Here is a 19,780-nt window from a genome sequence, read left to right on the forward strand (position 1 = left end):
ATGTATGGAAACTTTTCCCGTAGCAGTACGTCGATTATGCAGGGAGGTGAAAAGTTGGAAATTCATAGGATGTTTATTACCATTGCTGCATTAATTGTTACTGGCCAACTAGTAACGCTTCTGTTTATCCTGAAGAATCAGTTTGTTTTTGCAAACCGATTTTTAGTTTATATTTCTTCTGTCATTCCGATCTTTGTCGCATTCCAGCTCGGCCTGCTGAATGGTACGATTATTGATGAGCTTGGGATGGGCGGGAAGCCTTTAATGTTTTACTTATTGGTTGCGATGATCATACTTGGACTTGCCACGCTTTGGATTTCATTTACAATTGCAACTAAGATTGATAAAACCGCCATTCACTCCAATAAGTTGGAATGAACGGCGGTTTCTTTTAATTAAGCCAACATTAATTTCTCAAGATCAAGAGGTGCAACGTAAACTCCATCTTTGTATACACGCATATTACCACCAGAAATTTCGTCAATCAGCATGATATTCCCTTCAGGATCACGACCGAATTCAAGCTTGATATCGTAAAGCTCGAGTCCCTTCTTTGCAAGTTCCTCTTTCACGACGATTGAAATTTCCTTCGTCAACTTCTCTAAAACGACATACTCATCCTCAGTCAATATACCAAGTTGCGCCAATGCATCTTTCGTAATTGGCGGGTCATTACGGTCGTCATCTTTAATCGTCACTTCGACAAACGCATCCAAAGGTTGTCCTTCTTCGCAATATGCCCCGTAACGACGCAAGAAACTTCCAACTGCGCGGAAACGACAAATGACTTCGAGCCCTTTCCCGAATATCATCGCTGGCTTCACTGTCATCGTTGCGTTCTCAATATCCGCGTCAATATAATGAGTCGGAATTTTTTTATCTGCCAATTTTTCAAAAAAGAATTTCGTCATGCGTAAACCTGATTGTCCTGCACCTTCGATCGTTAAACCAACTGTATTTGCCCCTGGATCGAACACGCCGTCTTCCCCAGTTACATCATCTTTGAATGTCAATAATACATTTCCATCTTCCAATTTATAAACGTCTTTTGTCTTTCCTTTATATACAAGTTCCATGCCCACGTTTCCTCTCTATTCGAAAATGTAGTGCCACATTTAGTATAAGGTACTTTCCCCCTTATAAAAAGCCAAAACTTGATGGAGGTCAAGGTTTCATATTTGAAAACACCTTATGATGTAGTCAAGAAGAACAAAACAACTACATGGAGGTAGAGGAAAATGAAAAAAATCGTATTGAATTTGGAACCGTCGACTTGCCCATCTTGCATTAAAAAGATTGTCTGCCAATGACACGAAAAGACTTGGCGTCGTATATCGGCACAACTCCCGAAACGATTAGCAGGAAGTTAGGTGAATTTGAAGAAGCTGGATGGATACGACAAGTGAGCCGCGGGAGATAGAAATTGTGGATATGGATGCATTGTTGCTTGTTTAGAGTGAGCGATTGAGAACTTTTTGCGCGGAAACGAGAACTCTTTAGGCCGGAATGAGAACTCTTTGCAGGAGAACGAGAACTCTTTAGGCTGGAATGAGAACTCTTTGCGCACAAACGAGAACTCTTTAGGCTGGAATGAGAACTCTTTGAGGGAGAACGAGAACTTCTTCCGAAGGGATAGAGAAGTTTCCAAGTTCTATCCCTATTCCATTTTTAGGATTTTTACTTGTCAGCATTCATACAATGGGTGTATAATTGCATGATGAAATCAATGCTCAGACTGAAAGCGAGTGAATGAGAATGGGCCGTAAATGGAATAACATTAAAGAAAAAAAGGCTTCGAAGGATGCGAATACGAGTCGTATTTACGCAAAGTTCGGTCGTGAATTATATGTAGCTGCAAAACAGGGTGACCCTGATCCTGAGACAAACCAAACACTAAAAATGGTAGTTGAACGTGCGAAAACATACAACGTTCCGAAAGCGATCATTGACCGTGCAATCGAGAAAGCAAAAGGCGGCGCAGAGGAAAACTATGACGAGCTTCGTTACGAAGGCTTCGGCCCGAATGGATCGATGGTCATTGTCGACGCACTAACAAACAACGTCAACCGAACTGCTTCCGAAGTGCGCGCGGCATTCGGTAAAAACGGCGGAAACATGGGCGTCAGCGGTTCCGTTGCGTATATGTTCGACGCGACTGCTGTATTCGGTTTGGAAGGCAAAACTGCGGATGAAGTGCTGGAACTTCTTATGGAAGCAGACGTTGAAGTCCGTGATATTTTGGAAGAAGAAGACACAGTCATCGTTTATGCAGAACCGGATCAATTCCACGCAGTACAAGAAGCATTGAAAAATGCTGGTATTACTGAATTCTCCGTGGCAGAATTGACAATGCTTGCGCATAATGACGTGACATTGGATGCAGATTCAGAAGCGCAATTCGAGAAAATGATTGATGCATTGGATGACTTGGAAGACGTTCAACAAGTTTATCATAACGTTGATTTAGGTGAATAAATTAGTAAAGGACAAAACATAGGAATTCCATGTTTTGTCCTTTTTTCAACTTGTTTGCTTAATCGAATCATAATAGCCTCTCCTAAATACAATGACAGCCTCTACATGTACATCAGGCTCCTGTTCCTCGTCATAGTTTGGCGCGTATAATCCAATGCCGAATTTATAAGAAGTTGCCCCTAAAAACCTTTCAACTTTCAATTCATCATCAAATTTCTTTAACCAATTTAAAGCTTCAATATAAGGAACACCGTTTATCCGTCTATTTTCAAATATTGCTATCGTAGGTTCAGTAAACTCAACAGCTTCACACACTCCATACTCCCCCGTATAGTATGCGAAAAGTCCAGATGCAATAAAATAGTCTGTGTAAGGACCTCTAAAATCATGTGAGTCCCACGGCTTTTCAGGCATCAAACTCCTAATCTCTTCTTTGGTCATACCCAATTTGATAGGTCCAACACTATCGTATGATTTAATACAAAATTCCATTCGGTTTCCCCTTTCCGATTTTGATCCTACTTAATTTCTCCAATCTTCCTAACCATAATTCCTTCCCTTTCCAAAGCTCCCGGTATCACCCTTGCAAATTCCACAGCGGTCTTCCCATCTCCATGAATACAAATCGTATCGGCCATAATCGAAATATCCGTTCCATCGGTCGCGCGCACTTTCCCTTCCTTCACCATCCGGACGATTTGCCTGATTGCAATGTCCTGATCGGTAATCAGTGCATTCGGCTCCCGACGAGAAGTTAATGTCCCATTCGCCTGATAAGTCCGATCCGCAAACACTTCATGCGCCACCTTCAACCCAATTCGCTTCCCTGCCTTAACGAGCTCACTGCCCGCGAGTCCAAACAGGATCAATTCCGGATCGACTTTGTAAACTGCTTCCGCAATCGCCTTGGAATGTGTCCGGTTTACGGCAGCCATATTATAGAGTGCCCCATGTGGCTTCACATGCTGCAAATGCCCACCTTCCGCCTTTACGATGCCAGACAAAGCCCCTAATTGATAAACGACTAAATCGAACGCTTCATCAGCTGAAATGGCCATTTCCCGCCGTCCGAAACCAACTAAATCCTGCAACCCCGGATGGGCGCCGATTCCGACATTTTTCTCTAACGCCAACCGTACGGTCTTCCGCATCGTCGTGGGATCCCCTGCATGGAAACCGCATGCAATGTTAGCGGACGTAATCGTCTCCAAAATCGCTTCATCATTACCCATGACGTAGTCTCCAAGACTTTCCCCCATATCACAATTCAAATCGACAACAAATCCCATTCCACCCACTCCTATTTAAATCTATTCCGAATCGCTGCACGTAGCATCTTTAAATCCATTTCCCGCTTCGCTAAATACTGCTGTGATTCCTCGATTGTCACTTCCTTGAATAAAAGCCTGTCCCCCGCCTTCGCCTGTGCAAGCTTTGAAAAATCAATCGAAGACAGCTGTCCGATTTTCGGATAACCGCCAGTCGTCTGCCGGTCCGCCGCCAAAATGATTGGACTCCCATCCGGCGGAACTTGGATGGAGCCATATGTAACTGCTTCTGAAACCATCTCTTTGGGCTCTTTTAATCGTAATGTCGGTCCAGTAGTCCGATAGCCCATCCGATCTGATTGAGAACTGACAGTGAATGTTTCATTCCAGAAACGGTATTGACTCTCTTCATCGAACAACTCATATTGCCTTCCGCGCATGACTTGAATTTCATAAGTTCCAGAAAGATCGGGCAGAAGTTTCGGCGTGACCCTCCAATCTGCCGCGTGGATTGGCGTACCGGACTCAAGCTTTCCTTTTATCAGTTCTGCCAACTTAGATACTGCTCCAAAGCAAAGGACATCGCCTTTCCGCAACGCCCTTCCATCCATCCCGCCGAGCCCAGCTTTCACATATGTCGACCGGCTACCAAGTACAACCGGTGCATCAAACCCACCTGAAACAGCTAAATACGCACGGCTTCCCGTCTTCGCCGCTCCGAACTGCAGTTCACTACCATTTCGAATGAACACCGGTTTCCACTTCGGCACAGGATCGTCCGCAATCATGGGTATTAAATCTCCGCCACATATGGCAATCACCGTATCTTCCTCAAATAAAAGAACTGGTCCGACAAGAGTCATTTCTAAAGTAGCTGCATCCTCTTCATTTCCAACAAGCAAATTCGCAACCCGATGGGAGAACGGATCCATGACACCGCCCGCCACAACTCCAAACCTTTGATAGCCGTATCTTCCCAAATCTTGAACTGTGTCAAAAAGACCTGATTTGATGACCGAAATCACTCTGAACCACCTCGCAAGTCCTCGTACTCCTTACTCGTAATCTTATAAAATCTTATTTTATCTCCAGGTCCAAGTAAGGTTGGCGGATGTTCATTCGGAAGAAACAACTCGAGTGGCGTTCGGCCGATCAATTGCCAGCCCCCCGGCGTTTCAATTGGATAAACTCCAGTCTGCATACCCGCTATACCAACCGTTCTTGCAGGAATCTTTAATCGCGGAGTCGACCTTCTTGGTGCACTAATCTTCTCCGACATCCCGCCAATGAATGGAAAACCTGGCGCGAAGCCTATCATATGTACTGTATAATCACCCGTTGTATGAATCGCAATCACTTCATCAGGCGTCAAACAGTTATACTCCGCGACGAAATGCAAGTCCGGGCCATAGGAACCTCCATATAAGACCGGAATCCTAACAATCCGTTGTTCAGAATCGCCCATTTCTCGCACGTCTTGGAGTAACTCCTGAATCCGCTGACAAACCTGTTCAAACGGGGAACCCTTACCATTGAATTCTTGTAAGTCATAAATAATCGTTACCGTTGTATAAGCGGTAATCGCTTCGACCATCCAAGAAGGCGATGCCTCATTCAGTCGAGCAACAATCGACTTCACATTTCGCTGTGACGAAGGACTAATTACTGCGTCGACTTCAATCATCACCGCTTGATCACCCATTGGAGATAATGTGTACTTCAACATTCCTACACATCCTTGCCGATTCTTTTGAATATACATTATTTTACCGCAAATTAACTGATTAGTAACCTACCGGCTTCTGCTTGTTTTATATATTGTTTAACAATTGAATGAAGCGCATAGGTTATTATGTAGCACTTCCATGTTGGGTTACCTAATACATTCAAAATTGCCTGTATTCAACTATGTCCATTCTCAAAAATATGAAGTACAATCAAGCAAATGGGTGAAAGGATGTTAGCTAAATGATAAAGAACTCTGTACTTAAAAAATCATTTCTTGCACTATCAATTATGTTAATTGCAATATTCCCAGTCACACATAGGACACCGATTCAACCTATCGCTGCATCCAAGGAAATTATTTACGTTGCATCCATTGAAAAGTCCGCATTAAACAAAGATAAGTCAACATTAAACGAAGATCTTGGTCAGAAGATAAATACCATCTTAGAGAATCCGAAGCTCCAGGGGGCGATTGCTGGGGTAAGTATCCGTAAAGCGGACGGGGAAGTTCTATATTCACATTTCGGAGACATCCGCCTGCGTCCGGCGTCTAACATGAAATTACTGACAGGCGCGACAGCTATGGATATTTTGGGGCCGGGCTATCAATTCATGACAGATGTGCTAACTGATGGACAAGTAAAAGGGGCAGTTCTGCACGGCAATCTTTACTTAAGAGGAAAAGGTGACCCCACTTTACTGAAAAGGGATTTGGATCAGTTTGCGAGAGAATTGAAGGCAAAAGGTATAAACAATATCAATGGCAGCCTAATTGCCGATGATAGCTGGTATGATGATGTCCGCTATTCTCAGGACTTGAACTGGTCGGATGAACATAGCTATGTTGGTGCACAAGTTTCTGCTTTGACACTTTCACCTAACGAAGACTATGATGCGGGGACAGTGATCGTCGATGCCCACCCAAACAATAAAGTCGGCAGTCCCCCCAAAGTGACACTAAACCCAAATAATAGCTACCTTGAAATCGTCAATAAAGCCAACACTGTTGCAAGAGGCCAATCGAAAAGCATTACAATCGAACGTGAGCATGGAACAAATCGGATTTTCATTGAAGGGAACATGCCGCTTGGTGGCACAGTGTCCCGATCTTGGGTAGCTGTTTGGGAACCTACAATGTACGTATTGAATGTATTTCAACAATCGCTTGAAGCGGAAGGCATCCGGTTTGTAGGTGGTATGAAATCCGGGTTCACACCTGAAAATGCAACCATTCTTACATCTAAAAAATCAATGCCGCTTAAAGACCTTTTCATTCCATTCATGAAGCTAAGCAACAACGGACATGGAGAATTATTGGTGAAGGAGATGGGGAAAGTTCAGCGCGGCGAAGGCAGCTGGGACGCAGGTCTTTCAGTAATGAAGGAGAAACTGAAGGATTTCGGTGTCAATACCGACACTGTCGTGCTACGCGATGGTTCGGGCATGTCGCATAAGAACCTTATTTCGGCTGATGAACTCACAACATTGTTAGGGAACATACAAACGAAAAGCTGGTTCCCGGCATTTGAGGCTTCACTTCCAATCGCAGGCATCCCTGAACGGATGATCGGTGGCACGCTACGCAATCGGATGGGAGATGGATTAACTGCTGGAAACGTCAAAGCGAAAACCGGCACCATCACTGGCGTATCCACCCTTTCGGGATACGTCACAGCAAAAGACGGCACTGTATTAATTTTTTCAATATTAATCAATAATTACATCACCGGCCCAGTTTCTCCGATTGAAGATGCGATCATAACAGTGCTTGCGGAATATGAGTTTTGAATAAAAAAAGGGACTACATGAGCCACTCCATGCAGTCCCTTCTATTTGGCCTTTCAAAATCACAAACACGCATAAAAGCCTCGAAATACGCATAAACGCTGCGATTCACTCATAAATCCGTCCGAAAACGCATATAGCATAATTTATGCGTTTTTGGACGGGTTTATGCTTCTTTCAACAAATTTATGCGTGAATATTCATTCGCACCTCACAATATTGAACAAGTAATCGGTTTCCTTATACTTTTTATTTTCATAGTCCACTGAAAAATGATACAAAATGCTCTCATTCTCCTTAAATATATGGTTAACTGTGAAAATTCCTTTCCTTCCTTCACTCTCCCCAATTAAAACCTTCTGTGAGGCAGTATTTGTCCCCGTTGGTGTCAGATAGAAATACATTTTCTTCGTGTTTTTTGCCTGTACTCCAACAGTAAGTTCGTGTTCGCCTTCCGGAATACATACCCATCCGTCTTTAATCTCAAAAGGAATGGTTCTATAATCTATGATCTCAGGTTCCAACGAATTTGAATTAACGATTTGTTGTATGCCTATTAAAGCTCCAAAAATGAAAAAGATAAGGATATCCCTAAGCAGCTTCAATTATAATACCTCCAAAGTTTTATTTTTCTTTGAAGGATTCCCTATTTCCGATAGCGAATACGTTTAATAACATACTTTCGAAAGTAGGGATTCAATTGGAACAATTATTAGACCACTATCAACACGCCTTAACATTTCTTAAAACGAAAGCACGTCCACTGGAAAAAGCCCTTTACGAATTTGAATTTGAAAATGGCAGCCGCGAGAGGGTATTAGAAGAGCTTAAGGTTTATCAAAATGAAGATGGCGGATTCGGTAATGGATTGGAGCCTGATTTTAGGTGCGAGGCATCATCGGCGTTAGCAACAACAATTGGGTTGCAGCTTTTGTCTCGTATCGGGGCCGATGAATCGGAGCCAATGGTGCAAAAAGCTATTCAATATGTGTTGAATACGTTTGACGAAGAAAAGATGGGATGGGAAATTGTCCCGGAGGAAGTGGAGAACGCACCACGAGCCATCTGGTGGAATTATGGCGGTGATTGGCCTTGGGGAAATCCAAGTGCTGAAATGACTGGTTTACTGCACCGTTATAACGGGCTCGTTCCTGCTGATTTATTGGAAAAACTAACTGCCTATGCGGTTTCCTACATCGACCAATTGGAGACTGGCGATTTCCACGAGTTGCAATGCTTGGTGAAATTGGTGAGAGAATTGCCAGTTGAAGAAGCAGAGAAGATTTCTTCTAAAGTATACGAGATTGCACAAGAAAGCGTAACGATCGACCCGGAAAAATGGCATGGCTACTGCCTGCTCCCTCTTCAAGTTATACCTTCTCCTGAGTCGTTCTTGTATGATGAGTTCAAAGAAATTATCCCAGCAAACATCCAACATCTTCTTAATACACAAACAGAAGATGGCAGCTGGAAACCCGCTTGGGAATGGGGCCGTTTTGAAGATATTTGGGAAATTGCAAAGATGGAATGGAGCGGCGTACTGACACTTGATAATTTGAGGGTGTTGAAAGCATTTGAGTGAGGTAGGTAAATGAATAATTATGTAAGAAGTACGTTGAATCAAATCCATATTGCGGTAAAGTCGACAATCGAAATAATGGACAAGTTGGATTCAAATGATTTAGATATGAAGCCTACAGAAAATAAGTTTTCCATCAGACAGCTGTTAGCTCATATTTCATTGATTTGTAAAGCAGACCAACTTATTTCAGATGAAGCAACAGTGGAAGAGATGAGGACCTTTTATTCATCCAATTCCCTTCAATCCATAACTGATATGACAGAGGCTCTGTTGTCAAACTTCGCTTTATTGGAAAACCGTTATCTTGAATACACAGAAGAAGAGCTGATGCAAACGATGACTTCTTACTGGGGCGTTTCCTATACGCGGTTTGAGTGGTTGTTAGAAATCTCTTCCCACATCTATCATCACCGAGGACAACTGCATGCCATGCTTGTGCATTGTCTTGGGAAGGATCCAGGTGTCGCGTTGTTTGAATAATATTGAAAAGGTGATTGCATGATCTATGAAATGACAATACAGGTTCGTCTATCAGATTTTGAAGAAGGTCTACATTGGTACTCGACCTTACTAAAGAGAAAACCTGATTTCAGTCCTCATGAAGGATTTGCAGAGTGGGAGCTTCTTCCGGGTTGTTGGTTGCAAGTTGCTGAAGGCAACCCTTCCCTGAATTCTGGTCCGATTCGCTTAGGTGTAATTGATATTGAAGAGGAACGCAATCGGGTTCAAGAACAGTTAAATGTAGAAAACTTTAACCTTCATTCAAGGGAAGAGGTACCTGTCAAATGGGCAACATTTTCTGACCCTTGGGGGAATCAGATAGGTTTCTTCGAGTATAAAAACGAAGTCGAGAAGACTGAAAAAATCCAAGCCATTTTAGGCAAATCACAGTAAATAAACGCCTCCCATGCTAATTCACTGGGAGGCGTCTTTTCATAACTTCTCAATAGCTAATTTCACTTCAGCATTCGCTTTCAACACACCTCTTACCTGCACTGAAGCCAATGTCTGTTTTACAAGTTCAGCATCAACATCATCCGCAAACAACAACAACCCCGCAACTTTCACATCAATCTTTGTACTTGAGTCACGAAGTTTCTCTAACTCTTTTCTTCCATATCGGATTACCCCTACGACATACGACTTCCTGATCACGATGTCTTTCACTTCATCCGAATGCGTTTCCAACTGACTACGAATTGCAGTTCTGATGAAATCTGTTCTGTTTGAATAAAACCCCTGGTCAACCAACAAATCAACTTTCCCCAAATCAACAACGTTCATATTGATCGTAATTTTTTCCGATTCCGCCACCCTTACCATCCCCTTTCTATTGTGTATATCATAACATATTCACCATCCAAATGGAAGGTGAATGGATGGTAAAAGAAAAAAATAAGGAATGAAGACGCAATTCGTCATCATCCCTGCTTTTTCATCACAACTCCACATCATCACTCATCTCAAACACATCAAACACATTTTTCTGTATGATCAACGACATGATTTTTCCCTTTTTCTCAAAATAATGAACATGGCCAACCCGTTTATCTTCAAGCTCGGTCCAGCCCCAACTTTGAATTTCCTCCAAATAGTCTGAAGGCGGGGTACCCTCTTCGTCCCCAATGCCCTTCAACTTGTACTTCGCCGACTTCGCAATTTCCGTCGTGCAATCCTCCGGCTTCACCTCATAGGCATTTTTCGGAACAGGAAATCCTTCATTGATGACCGCCATCCGATAGCCGTCCTCTTCCGTATATTCATACGCACAACCCGTCATTATCACAGCGGCAACTATCAGTATCGGTATCAATATTTGCCTCACCACGGCAACCTCCTCACGGAAACTTCACATCTATTACCTTTAGGTTAATAGGAAAGTTACTGAATGTCGACCGACGAAATTGTGACAACAAATACATTTAACTAAGCAGTTCATTTTCGATTATTTTTCCCACAGTTCAATCCATCTTCCTTCCGGATCAGCAATCCAAACAAATGTCCCGAACTCGCTTTTCTCAGGTTGTTTTAAAAGCGGTATTCCAATTTTCTCAAAATGTTCCAGCCAAGCTTCGATATTTTCCACTTGAAAATTTAACATTACAGATTGTTCCTTTGGAAAATAATCATTATCCTCCTTAAACAAAGAAAAGATTGTTTCATTATCAACTTCCGGCTTGAAAATCATACCATTCCACTCTTCCATCGATAAACCAAGGGTTTCTTTATACCATTTCCCCAGTGCAACAACGTCTTTTGTTCTCCAAAAAACCCCACCGAAACCTTTAACTTTCATAGTCCTGTCCTCCCAGTAAATTATTCATTGTCATACAATCCAGGCGTTGTTTTATTTATTCAACAAGTTTTTTTATATTCTCATTTTCCCAAGAGCAGCGCCCATAATTTCATCAAAGCCCTTCTGCCATCCCTTATGGTAATTGGCCGCTTCTTCTGGCCTGATCAGCATACGCTCCGACGATTCAAAGCCTGCATCAAACGGCAAAAACGCCGTAATATCCATCCGATAAAACACCTGGTAGCCCACTTTCGGATAGGGACTGGATGGGTTCCATAACGGATTCTCCTCATGATTCACTTCAATTGCGCCCAAAAGCGTGCAGTCCCCCGTCACATAAGCTTCCTCCATCACCTCACGAATGACACATGCTTCCACAGTTTCTCTAACTTCGATATGACCTCCCGGAAAATCCCAACCACGATCATTCAAATTAACCATGAGCAGCTGTCCCTCATGAAAACAAAACGCATGAACACTTGTGATCAATTCTCGTTCTGGCATCAAATCCCTCATCCACGTGAGCTTCAGTTTATGGCCGCCCCAGTCGACATATATCCCTGTCACCATTTACCCCTCATTTCCCCAAAGAGTAACCTTCAAATAACCTTCCTCCGTATGGTGCAAGCACTTCGTCAGTGATATTGATAATTCCTTCCCGATCACCGGTTTTATAAAATGCATGAAACGCATCCACAAATCGATCGGCAAAATCCTCGTCATATTGTTTCAATGCACGGACAATCCACTTGGAAGCGCCAATCCATTTACCATTCGTCCGGAGTACAAATTCGTGGATTGCCTCGGCAAGTGTATTGGCGATGAAAAGTGCTTCCGCCTCATTTTGCGTGCCTAGTAAATCGTCGAGCGCGTCCGTTAGCATATATCTCTTTGTTAACAAGGTCTGTTCCGACCAGGGGGCCGGGCCTTTATTTAACAGTACCGCGGCTTCGTTTTTGATGTTCGAAAGGATTCCGGTATCCACTAAAACAACTCCTTCCGCCACCATTCGCGGCAAGCTGGGACGTGCTCTTTCGGCGTCTGTGAGAAAATAGTTTTTATAGGTGGTCAAAGAATGTACAAATACTTCAATTGGCCAGTTGTATTCAATGCGGGATTCGCGATAAGCATTCTCTATTTGATTATCAAAAATTACGATATCCAGATCAGATGTAGGAGTTTCTTCGCCTCTGACGACACTTCCTGCAAGAACCGCGGCCTGGCAATGAGGGAAGTATTCATCGACAAAACGTTTTGCTACAAATATTGCTTTCATCCTTTTCATTTGGCTCCTCCAAACATTTCCGGGTCTTTATTTAATCAGTCTCTTTACAATCTCCACGGGGCGAACATCTAACATTTCAAGCCCATCAATAGGGATCCACACTGGCGTATAAGTTCCTCTATTACGGTCTATCCCATATTCCTCACCTTTTCCCGTCCCAAATGTCCCACCGACAATCGTTGCAAGAAAAAAATGCTGTGTTCCATTAAAATTTACAGTTCCAATAAGCTTTTGTATTTCAATTTGTACACCTAACTCTTCCATTGCCTCCCGGACAGTTGCCTCCTCAGGGCTTTCCCCGTCCTCAACTCCACCACCCGGAAAGACATAATATTCCTCCCCATCACGATTCCTCCGAATGATCCCTACTTTATCATCCTCAATAATTACGGCAGATCCCCGAATTCTCGTATGTACCACTTCACTTCCCGACATATTCAATCAACCAGCAATCCCGGTATTCCCCTTCATGCCATTCATGCTTAGGTAAAAGCTTTACTTTACTGAACCCGCACTTCTCATAGCAGCGAATCGCCCGCTCGTTCCACGTTTGTGGATCCATAACAATACGGTCCACTTTCTTTTCATCCAATAAATATGTAACAATCATTTCGACAAGTTGCGTCCCAATTCCTTTATTCCAAAAGGTTGGTTCTCCGATGAACTGATCCATACCGTAGAGGATTTCTGATGGATTGGAATATCCATAGATCCTTCTTTCCTCATCCCCTACTGGATAAAACTGTACATAGCCAATAGGTTCCTCATCGTATAATATGAGGCATCTTGTTTCACCATCCGCCTCTCCGTAAAAGTCCTCTTCAACCTGTGCCAAATCTAACGGACGGTCCCGTCCCTCATAAAACTGCAATACTACAGGGTCAGACAACCATTTGACCAAATGCAATTTATCTTCATCAATCAATTCTCGAATAGCCACACGCCCATGTTGAATTAACATACACACACCTCTTTAATTATTTTCAATTAATAGACTTTGCAATTTCTATTTGTTATAATTTCAATAGATACAGGATATAGTAAAAAGGACCGCAAAGATGTTGTAGCATCATTGCGGAACTTTAATAGACATGGTTTCCATTAGGGGATCAGCGTCACGTTAGGAATTAATCCACCCGAGTCGGCTAAAACTCAAGGGTGGATTATTTCTTTTGTGACAGTACTAATGCAATTGGAACGTTGTTACAACTACGGGATGCTGACCGCCCTTGAAAACTATGCTATTATTCTCACATTATACCATACACACGTTCCTTACTGCCGGACAATTCACAATTGAGCAGTAATCCTTAATGCAATAAAAAAACAGCACCGATTTTACAGTGCTGCTTCCCCTTTTACTTCACCAACAAACTTTGAATCCATCTACTCAACGTCCCTTTATCTACAAACGGCGCTAATTCCGCAATAGTTTCCGGGGCAAACTTACTCATATCCATCCGATCCACAATCCTGCTTAAAACTTCTCTGTCAATGAAAGGCGCAAGGGATTTTAGGCGACTTGAATCCAACTCTCCCTCTTTCACTTGTTCCGCCAATCGATTCAACATTGTACGGCTACAAAACGGAGCCAATCTAATGACAAATGTCCATTCCAAATCCTCACTTACAGCCCGCTCAATCAATTTATCTACACGTTCTCTTCCAATAAACGGCGCAAGCTTGATAACTGCATCATAATCCAAGTTATCAGTAATGGCCTTGTCTATTAAATTCCCTAATGCTTCTCTGCTAACAAAAGGCGCCAGTTTTCCAATCTGCTCCAACTCAACGCCATCCTCCATTGCCTGTAGCGCAAGTCTATCCAATGACTCTTTTCTCACAAACGGAGCCAGCCGAACTATGGCATTAAAATCCACACCATCCGTAACGGCCTTGTCCAACAATTTCCCCAACGCGTCACTACTGATAAACGGAGCCAGTTTCCCGATCAGTTCAATTTCAACACTTTCCTCAGCCGCCTGTAGTACCAGGGCATCTAACATTTCTGTTTCAACAAAAGGCGCGAGCCTCAATATCATATCCTGATTGAACAAGCTTTTATCGACTCGCTCTGTCACTGCAGCCAATTCACTCGCTTTCAATAAAGGCGCTACTTCAATTAATTCATCCATTTCCGCTTCGCCCGTATTGATCATTTCCGCAACTTCTTCCCGACGCTCCTCAGAAAACCCCTTCATGATCCGACCAAGATTATGGACGTATACCGAATCTTCCTGCCCGGTACCCCCATTCATCAACTCATCCACCGACACTCCAAAAGCCTGGCCGATGTTCATCAATGTCCCTAAATCCGGCATCGATTCTCCCCGTTCCCACTTAGAAACGGCCTGATGACTCACATTCAACCGATCCGCCATCTCCATTTGTGTCCAATCCTGCTCTTTTCGAAGCTTTGAAATATAACTCCCGATCTTTCTTGTATCCAACATCCAAACAACCTCCCCAATAAGTATCAGCGCGCACTGTTAACTTCAGCGTAGCATATTGGCATCTTACAGCCTATCAACTATTGGTTGAATACGAGAATTCTACCGGTGGTGGAATGATATCAATCAAAAACCATTTCCTTATGAGGATTCCGTAAAAATTCAAACATAGTTGTAATCTGGGACTCGGTATTTCGATTTTTAGAAAGCGGAGGTAAATTGTTCTTAGAAAAGAACTCAACTTGGTTCGTTTCCGGTCCCACAGCAGGACCACCTCCAATAATTTCACACAAAATGAAAATCTTATAGTAATGGTATGGTTCCGGGGGATGAGGGTGCTTGTTTTTATCTAATAAGGCAATAACTTTTACTGGAATTACATCATATCCAGATTCCTCTTTAATCTCCTTTACTACATTCTCAGTAGGAGATAATTCAATGTCGCAAAATCCACCCGGCAAAGCCCATTTATCATCTATATTTTCTTTCACCATTAAGATTTGATCATTTATAAATACGACACCTCGAACATCTACTTTTGGAGTTTGATAACCTGTTTCATTCGTAAACAAGCCTTCAATTTTGTTCATTTCAAGATTGGTGTATTCCGCCATTATCTCTACGCTGATTTTGCGTAACTCCTCATAACGTTCTATATCATAAATATCCTTTGAAAAAGCTAACCCAGACTGAGACAATGCCTGAATTCTTTTTGCCCAATTCAACCATTGTGTACTCATCTGACTCCTGCCTTTACGTAATTCTCAAATTCCGTAACGCTACTTATTAGCAAATTTGGTTGTTCACTAAATGTTGCAGTTTGATATTCAGGTAGCCACTGTACACCAATTGTAAATACATTAGCTTGCACTCCGGCAATTATATCCGCATCGCTATCTCCAACGAAGATTGCTTCAGAACTTTCCACTTTTAGTAAAGATAAGGCTTTCACAAGCCCTTCCGGATCAGGTTTAGGCTTACTTACATCATCACCTGTTATTAAACAATCGAACAACCCTTCCATATCTAATTTTTCCAAGGAGATGTCTAAGCTTCTTTTTGCCTTTCCTGTGAAAATACCCAACTTTATATCCATCTCTTTTAGTAAGGTCACTATTTTGTGTATATCTTTATTAGCTATCACTAAGTCTTTATGAAACCGCGCATATTGTTGGTAGAAATACTCGATCGCCTCGTCTTTACGGGCGCTTAAAAGATTCTTTCTAAGAATGCCAACTTCTGAAGGACCAAACATTTCTATAATCTCGCTTGGCGTAATTTCTCTATTATCGTATTCCTTAAAGACACTTTGAAATGCGTAATAACAAATTGGTAATGTATTCGCCAATGTCCCATCAAAATCAAATATAATTGCTTTCATCTTTAAATCCCCCAATAATCCATTAGTCAGCTATCTTAAATCGATTCACATCTCCAAGAAGACGATCTGCAAGGGCGGCCAACGTCTGTGCGCTCATGGAAATTTCCGAATTCGCGGATAGCTGCTCCTCCGTTGCTGCACTTGCCGATTGGGCTTCCGTTAGTGTTTGCAACGCGAGGTTTTGTACGCCTAACGATTCAGCAGATATGATGTCCGTCATTGACCGGACTTCCTTAATAGTTGTTGAGACAGCACTCATTGCACCGTTCATCATTCCTGTTGCACTTTCAATCTGCTGAAACACATAACCTGTTCTTTCCGACAGTTCCCTTCCTTTGGCAACAAAAAAATAACCCTCTTCTGCTGTTATAATCGTTCTTTCGACGTTTTGCACCATCTCATCAATCATTCGGCCAATATGTGCCGCCGACTGTTTCGATTGGTCTGCAAGATGGCGAACCTCTTTTGCTACTACTGCAAATCCTTTGCCATGTTCACCCGCTCGTGCAGCTTCAATTGCCGCATTCAGTGCTAATAAGTTCGTCTGCTCTGCCATTTTCGTAATAACCGACGTCACTTCGCGGATTTTTTCCGAGTGGGTCGCCAGTTGACCGATTGTGTTGGATGACTTCTGAATGGACGTGCTAATTTTACTCATTTGATCTGTCGCTTCTTTTAACTGTGATGCTCCATCTGTGATGAGGCCCGCAACCTCTGTTGAAGCATTCTGCATTCTTTCATTATCATCGCTGATTTGTGCAATTCCTATTAGCATTTCATTCAATGTAAGATTAGATTCATTCACTTTCGTTACTTGGACATCACTTGCCATCAAATTACGTTCAGTTATAGCGGCAACGGTTTCTGAGGCAGCAAGGCTCTCCTCCGAGCTTGCGGATAATTCCTCCGCGTGGTTAGCAAGCTGAATAGCAGATACTTTGACGGTCTTCAGAATTCTCCTTAAGTCTTCCGTCATTCCATTCAGCGCATCAGCCATTTCCCCGATTTCATCTTTGTTTCGGACAGTAATTGGCCCAGCTGTAAAATCTCCGTTTGCGAGATGTTCAAGGGAAGCAGTCATCTTCCTGACTGGCCGTGCTATACTGCGGCTAATGATTCGGGCAATCACGATGCTTATCAAGACCGCAGCTCCGATTAAGCTACCGATAAGTACATATATCCATTTCAACACGGTTTGTAGCTGTTCTTCAGAATTTCTCTGTTCCGTTTCTTGATGATGAATAAGCTGCTGAAGATTTGTCGAAACCTCCTGCTGATAAAACGAAACTTCATTCGCCAAGTCCATCGCGCTTTCCATATTTCCTGCCTGTACATCCCGTATAATCAGTTCACTTATTTGTTCTGCACTTTTGGATGTTTCTTTCACTTCTTTCATAATCTTAAGGTCGGCTGCTGTATGTATCGATTTATCTAACGTTTTTATCTTGTCCTTAATAACATCCATAATTTCTTCTCGTTGTTCTACATAGGATTGTTCTTTGTAAATAATGTAGCCTCGGATGTATTTCGCATCAGCATGTTGGGCTGATAATAATTGTTCCAGCAACATGACATTTTTAATTTTATCGTCAATTAAATAACGGTACTCTCCATCTAATTTGTATAGAGCCCATAATCCGGATGCTCCGACTAACAGAACTATTGATAAAATCGCTAAAAAACCAACCCACAACTTTTTTCCTACTGTCATTTTCAACTGTAAGCATCCCCTTAATGATCTATCATCCATTCCGATTATAGGTCATAGGGAAAAAGTATGATGTAAAATGTTTGTTAAGATTGCGGAAGATCAGAACAGTGAATACCTTTCATGCTTCAGTTCTTCGTCGTAGCTCAGTGTTTCAAATTCATCTTTCTCCTTACCCAATTTCTTTGCAAATGAATTTCGCAATCTCTTCAATACTTGCATCATCGGTCGATATAAATTGGCCTAAGCATGGATTCTTAAATCCCTCAAGGCATTTATCCGTTTGCGCAAAGCACCAATTGCCTTCCTCTTCACCGCGTTCAATAAGTCGATCATGAATCGTTTCCTTTTTTGCGGTCAAGCAGAAATGATAGGTTTCCGGATCAATTTGCAGAAATCCACTGTGAATTGTATCGAAATACTCTTTTGTATAAATCGTCATCGGCACGATCAAATCCTTGCCATATGTTTCTCGAAGTTGTTTTGCCACCTCGACCGTCAACGGTTTCCACATATCCAAGTCCTGAAAATCTCCAGTTCGCTCGTGTTCCAATTTCTCATCTTCCGGTATGATATGCCTAAGCATGTATCCGACCTCTTCCGGATCAAACAGCATCGCTCCGTCAAGCTTTTGTAGCAATTTATTTGCTACTGACGTCTTTCCAACCCCGAAAGCCCCATTGATCATCACAATCATTCCGTATCCCCCTCATATGTGAGAAATGGTTCATACATCGTTATCGCATGATTTTCCGTTACAAATTCATCATCAACCTGGTTGCCATCAACGTCGTACACTTTTCGATGAATCGAGTTATGACGCACATAGCCACCCCATAATTCCCGTGTAAAATGATGCTCTTTCTCGTATATTTCATATGTTCGAGTCGGAGGCACTGTCGAATGCCATTCCCCGGTAAGATGCGAGTCCGTCAAATAAACGACCAGTTGAAATGGGGTTTGTGTCTCGTTCTTTATTTGCAAATCTAAATAATTATAAGCACAGGTTGCCCCGCTACCGAATGGCTGACTTCTGTTCGAATCAGGGAAGACATCGTAACTGTGTCGATATCGCTCCGTTACTGTCAACGGTGTATGCAATGTAATCCAATAGATAAGGTTCGACATCTGACAAAGCCCCCCGCCAGTCCCAACGGTCACCTTTCCATAATGGAGAATCATTCCGTCGACATACCCTTTCCGTTTCGTTGTATTGCCGATCAAACGCCAATATGAAAAGGTTTCTCCCGGTTCGATGACAATTTTATGCAACCGTTTTGAGGCAATCTTGAGATTCGTTATTTTATTCTTTTGCAGCTGCATATCTACGTCTTTCAGTTGCCTTAGCAATGGGGTTCGATGTTTCTTTACTACATAAGGAAGTTTTTCATCAAGACGTTTACGGGCATACCGTTTTCCGTCAAACAGCCATTCGCCATAGCGTTTCAGTCGATATACTTTCTTCCCCGCAAATATCCGCAATTTGCTTCTTTTAATCGGTTTTAATGAAACCACACACCCACCTCCTATTCCATCCTAATTCAACAAACTTTCTTCTTTCTCCTTCATTATTAGGCCCTTGTGCGAAAGAATGGACCCTAAAAGGGGAAGAACGGTCCCTTGCGCAAAAGAATGGACCTTGAACTGGAAAGAATGGGCCCTTACGCAAAAGAATGGACCTTGAACCGGAAAGAATGGGCCCTTGCGCAAAAGAATGGACCTTGAACCGGGAAGAACGAGTCAAGTCCTTAATCTTGTGTAAATTCCCTTTTCAATGTTTTCGTTCATCTCTTTTTAAGACATAAATATATTTGGCAATACT

At 42.5% G+C, this 19,780-nt stretch carries 25 protein-coding genes and 1 pseudogene; 7 read left to right on the forward strand and 19 right to left on the reverse strand.

Annotated features, from left to right (window positions below; translation table 11 throughout):
* Positions 1–54: 54 nt before the first annotated feature.
* Positions 55–378 (forward strand): hypothetical protein, encoded by a 324-nt coding sequence (locus tag ACFPZG_RS14470; protein WP_317941025.1) that lies wholly within the window; start codon positions 55–57, stop codon positions 376–378.
* Between the two features lie 17 nt (positions 379–395).
* On the opposite strand, the gene ACFPZG_RS14475 is transcribed toward ACFPZG_RS14470, so the two are convergent.
* Positions 396–1,076 (reverse strand): phosphoribosylaminoimidazolesuccinocarboxamide synthase, encoded by a 681-nt coding sequence (locus ACFPZG_RS14475; RefSeq protein WP_283733744.1) that lies wholly within the window; start codon positions 1,074–1,076, stop codon positions 396–398.
* 224 nt (positions 1,077–1,300) lie between these two features.
* Here ACFPZG_RS14475 and ACFPZG_RS14480 point away from each other — a divergent pair.
* Positions 1,301–1,455 (forward strand): annotated as a pseudogene (locus tag ACFPZG_RS14480) (helix-turn-helix domain-containing protein); the annotation flags it as partial.
* Positions 1,456–1,755: 300 nt separating this feature from the next.
* Positions 1,756–2,475, forward strand: coding sequence for a YebC/PmpR family DNA-binding transcriptional regulator (locus ACFPZG_RS14485; protein ID WP_283733742.1), 720 nt, complete (start codon positions 1,756–1,758; stop codon positions 2,473–2,475).
* A 45-nt stretch (positions 2,476–2,520) separates the two neighbouring features.
* Here ACFPZG_RS14485 and ACFPZG_RS14490 read toward each other — a convergent pair whose 3' ends face one another.
* The 4 genes from ACFPZG_RS14490 to pxpB are packed head-to-tail and all read right to left on the reverse strand — an operon-like array spanning position 2,521 to position 5,466.
* Positions 2,521–2,967: a hypothetical protein gene (locus ACFPZG_RS14490; protein WP_283733741.1), complete on the reverse strand. Its 447-nt coding sequence runs from the start codon at positions 2,965–2,967 to the stop codon at positions 2,521–2,523.
* Between the two features lie 26 nt (positions 2,968–2,993).
* Complete coding sequence (locus ACFPZG_RS14495; protein ID WP_317941023.1) at positions 2,994–3,764, reverse strand: LamB/YcsF family protein; 771 nt, start codon at positions 3,762–3,764, stop codon at positions 2,994–2,996.
* Between the two features lie 11 nt (positions 3,765–3,775).
* A complete protein-coding gene (locus ACFPZG_RS14500) occupies positions 3,776–4,768 on the reverse strand; it encodes a 5-oxoprolinase subunit C family protein (protein ID WP_317941022.1) in 993 nt (330 codons plus the stop codon).
* Positions 4,765–5,466 carry a 5-oxoprolinase subunit PxpB gene (gene pxpB, locus ACFPZG_RS14505; RefSeq protein WP_381427732.1) on the reverse strand — a complete coding sequence of 234 codons (702 nt, stop codon included), beginning with the start codon at positions 5,464–5,466 and terminating at the stop codon, positions 4,765–4,767. The genes ACFPZG_RS14500 and pxpB overlap by 4 nt, the downstream gene beginning before the upstream one ends.
* 245 nt (positions 5,467–5,711) lie before the next feature.
* Here pxpB and dacB point away from each other — a divergent pair, with 245 nt between their 5' ends.
* Entirely contained in the window at positions 5,712–7,259 is a 1,548-nt protein-coding gene (dacB, locus tag ACFPZG_RS14510) for a D-alanyl-D-alanine carboxypeptidase/D-alanyl-D-alanine endopeptidase (protein WP_317941020.1), read from the forward strand.
* Positions 7,260–7,456: 197 nt separating this feature from the next.
* On the opposite strand, the gene ACFPZG_RS14515 is transcribed toward dacB, so the two are convergent.
* Positions 7,457–7,861 (reverse strand): hypothetical protein, encoded by a 405-nt coding sequence (locus ACFPZG_RS14515; RefSeq protein WP_283733740.1) that lies wholly within the window; start codon positions 7,859–7,861, stop codon positions 7,457–7,459.
* A gap of 95 nt (positions 7,862–7,956) precedes the next feature.
* On the opposite strand from ACFPZG_RS14515, the gene ACFPZG_RS14520 reads away from it, so the two are divergent.
* From ACFPZG_RS14520 to ACFPZG_RS14530, 3 genes are read left to right on the forward strand one after another with little or no spacing between them, the layout of a single operon-like run.
* On the forward strand, positions 7,957–8,838 hold the full coding sequence (locus tag ACFPZG_RS14520) for a prenyltransferase/squalene oxidase repeat-containing protein (RefSeq protein ID WP_317941019.1): 882 nt from the start codon (positions 7,957–7,959) through the stop codon (positions 8,836–8,838).
* A gap of 9 nt (positions 8,839–8,847) precedes the next feature.
* Positions 8,848–9,318, forward strand: coding sequence for a DinB family protein (locus ACFPZG_RS14525; protein ID WP_283733737.1), 471 nt, complete (start codon positions 8,848–8,850; stop codon positions 9,316–9,318).
* 18 nt (positions 9,319–9,336) lie between these two features.
* Positions 9,337–9,732: a VOC family protein gene (locus tag ACFPZG_RS14530; RefSeq protein WP_283733736.1), complete on the forward strand. Its 396-nt coding sequence runs from the start codon at positions 9,337–9,339 to the stop codon at positions 9,730–9,732.
* A 39-nt stretch (positions 9,733–9,771) separates the two neighbouring features.
* Here ACFPZG_RS14530 and ACFPZG_RS14535 read toward each other — a convergent pair whose 3' ends face one another.
* From ACFPZG_RS14535 to ACFPZG_RS14595, 13 genes are all read right to left on the reverse strand, one after another.
* On the reverse strand, positions 9,772–10,152 hold the full coding sequence (locus ACFPZG_RS14535; protein ID WP_283733735.1) for a CopG family transcriptional regulator: 381 nt from the start codon (positions 10,150–10,152) through the stop codon (positions 9,772–9,774).
* Positions 10,153–10,276: 124 nt separating this feature from the next.
* The gene (locus ACFPZG_RS14540) at positions 10,277–10,663 is read right to left on the reverse strand and encodes a hypothetical protein (RefSeq protein ID WP_283733734.1); all 387 of its coding nucleotides are present in this window, start codon (positions 10,661–10,663) and stop codon (positions 10,277–10,279) included.
* A 120-nt stretch (positions 10,664–10,783) separates the two neighbouring features.
* Positions 10,784–11,134 carry a VOC family protein gene (locus ACFPZG_RS14545; protein WP_283733733.1) on the reverse strand — a complete coding sequence of 117 codons (351 nt, stop codon included), beginning with the start codon at positions 11,132–11,134 and terminating at the stop codon, positions 10,784–10,786.
* A 72-nt stretch (positions 11,135–11,206) separates the two neighbouring features.
* Complete coding sequence (locus tag ACFPZG_RS14550) at positions 11,207–11,704, reverse strand: NUDIX hydrolase (RefSeq protein WP_283733732.1); 498 nt, start codon at positions 11,702–11,704, stop codon at positions 11,207–11,209.
* A gap of 7 nt (positions 11,705–11,711) precedes the next feature.
* Positions 11,712–12,410 (reverse strand): nucleotidyltransferase domain-containing protein, encoded by a 699-nt coding sequence (locus tag ACFPZG_RS14555; protein ID WP_317941104.1) that lies wholly within the window; start codon positions 12,408–12,410, stop codon positions 11,712–11,714.
* A gap of 36 nt (positions 12,411–12,446) precedes the next feature.
* A complete protein-coding gene (locus ACFPZG_RS14560; protein ID WP_317941102.1) occupies positions 12,447–12,854 on the reverse strand; it encodes an NUDIX hydrolase in 408 nt (135 codons plus the stop codon).
* Positions 12,841–13,380, reverse strand: coding sequence for a GNAT family N-acetyltransferase (locus ACFPZG_RS14565; protein ID WP_283733730.1), 540 nt, complete (start codon positions 13,378–13,380; stop codon positions 12,841–12,843). Before ACFPZG_RS14565 ends, ACFPZG_RS14560 begins: the two co-directional genes overlap by 14 nt.
* 397 nt (positions 13,381–13,777) lie before the next feature.
* Positions 13,778–14,872, reverse strand: a complete 1,095-nt coding sequence (locus ACFPZG_RS14570) for a helix-turn-helix domain-containing protein (protein WP_283733729.1) — start codon at positions 14,870–14,872, stop codon at positions 13,778–13,780.
* A gap of 119 nt (positions 14,873–14,991) precedes the next feature.
* Positions 14,992–15,609: an NUDIX hydrolase gene (locus tag ACFPZG_RS14575; protein WP_283733728.1), complete on the reverse strand. Its 618-nt coding sequence runs from the start codon at positions 15,607–15,609 to the stop codon at positions 14,992–14,994.
* Positions 15,606–16,250, reverse strand: coding sequence for an HAD family hydrolase (locus ACFPZG_RS14580; protein ID WP_317941015.1), 645 nt, complete (start codon positions 16,248–16,250; stop codon positions 15,606–15,608). The genes ACFPZG_RS14575 and ACFPZG_RS14580 overlap by 4 nt, the downstream gene beginning before the upstream one ends.
* Before the next feature lie 22 nt (positions 16,251–16,272).
* Positions 16,273–17,961, reverse strand: a complete 1,689-nt coding sequence (locus tag ACFPZG_RS14585; RefSeq protein WP_283734567.1) for a methyl-accepting chemotaxis protein — start codon at positions 17,959–17,961, stop codon at positions 16,273–16,275.
* 169 nt (positions 17,962–18,130) lie between these two features.
* Complete coding sequence (locus ACFPZG_RS14590) at positions 18,131–18,655, reverse strand: AAA family ATPase (protein ID WP_283733727.1); 525 nt, start codon at positions 18,653–18,655, stop codon at positions 18,131–18,133.
* Positions 18,652–19,473 (reverse strand): VanW family protein, encoded by an 822-nt coding sequence (locus ACFPZG_RS14595; protein ID WP_283733726.1) that lies wholly within the window; start codon positions 19,471–19,473, stop codon positions 18,652–18,654. The genes ACFPZG_RS14590 and ACFPZG_RS14595 overlap by 4 nt, the downstream gene beginning before the upstream one ends.
* Positions 19,474–19,780 lie beyond the last annotated feature (307 nt).

The sequence above is a fragment of the Sporosarcina thermotolerans genome, from assembly GCF_042658975.1.
GTDB classification, from domain to species: Bacteria; Bacillota; Bacilli; order Bacillales_A; family Planococcaceae; genus Sporosarcina; species Sporosarcina thermotolerans.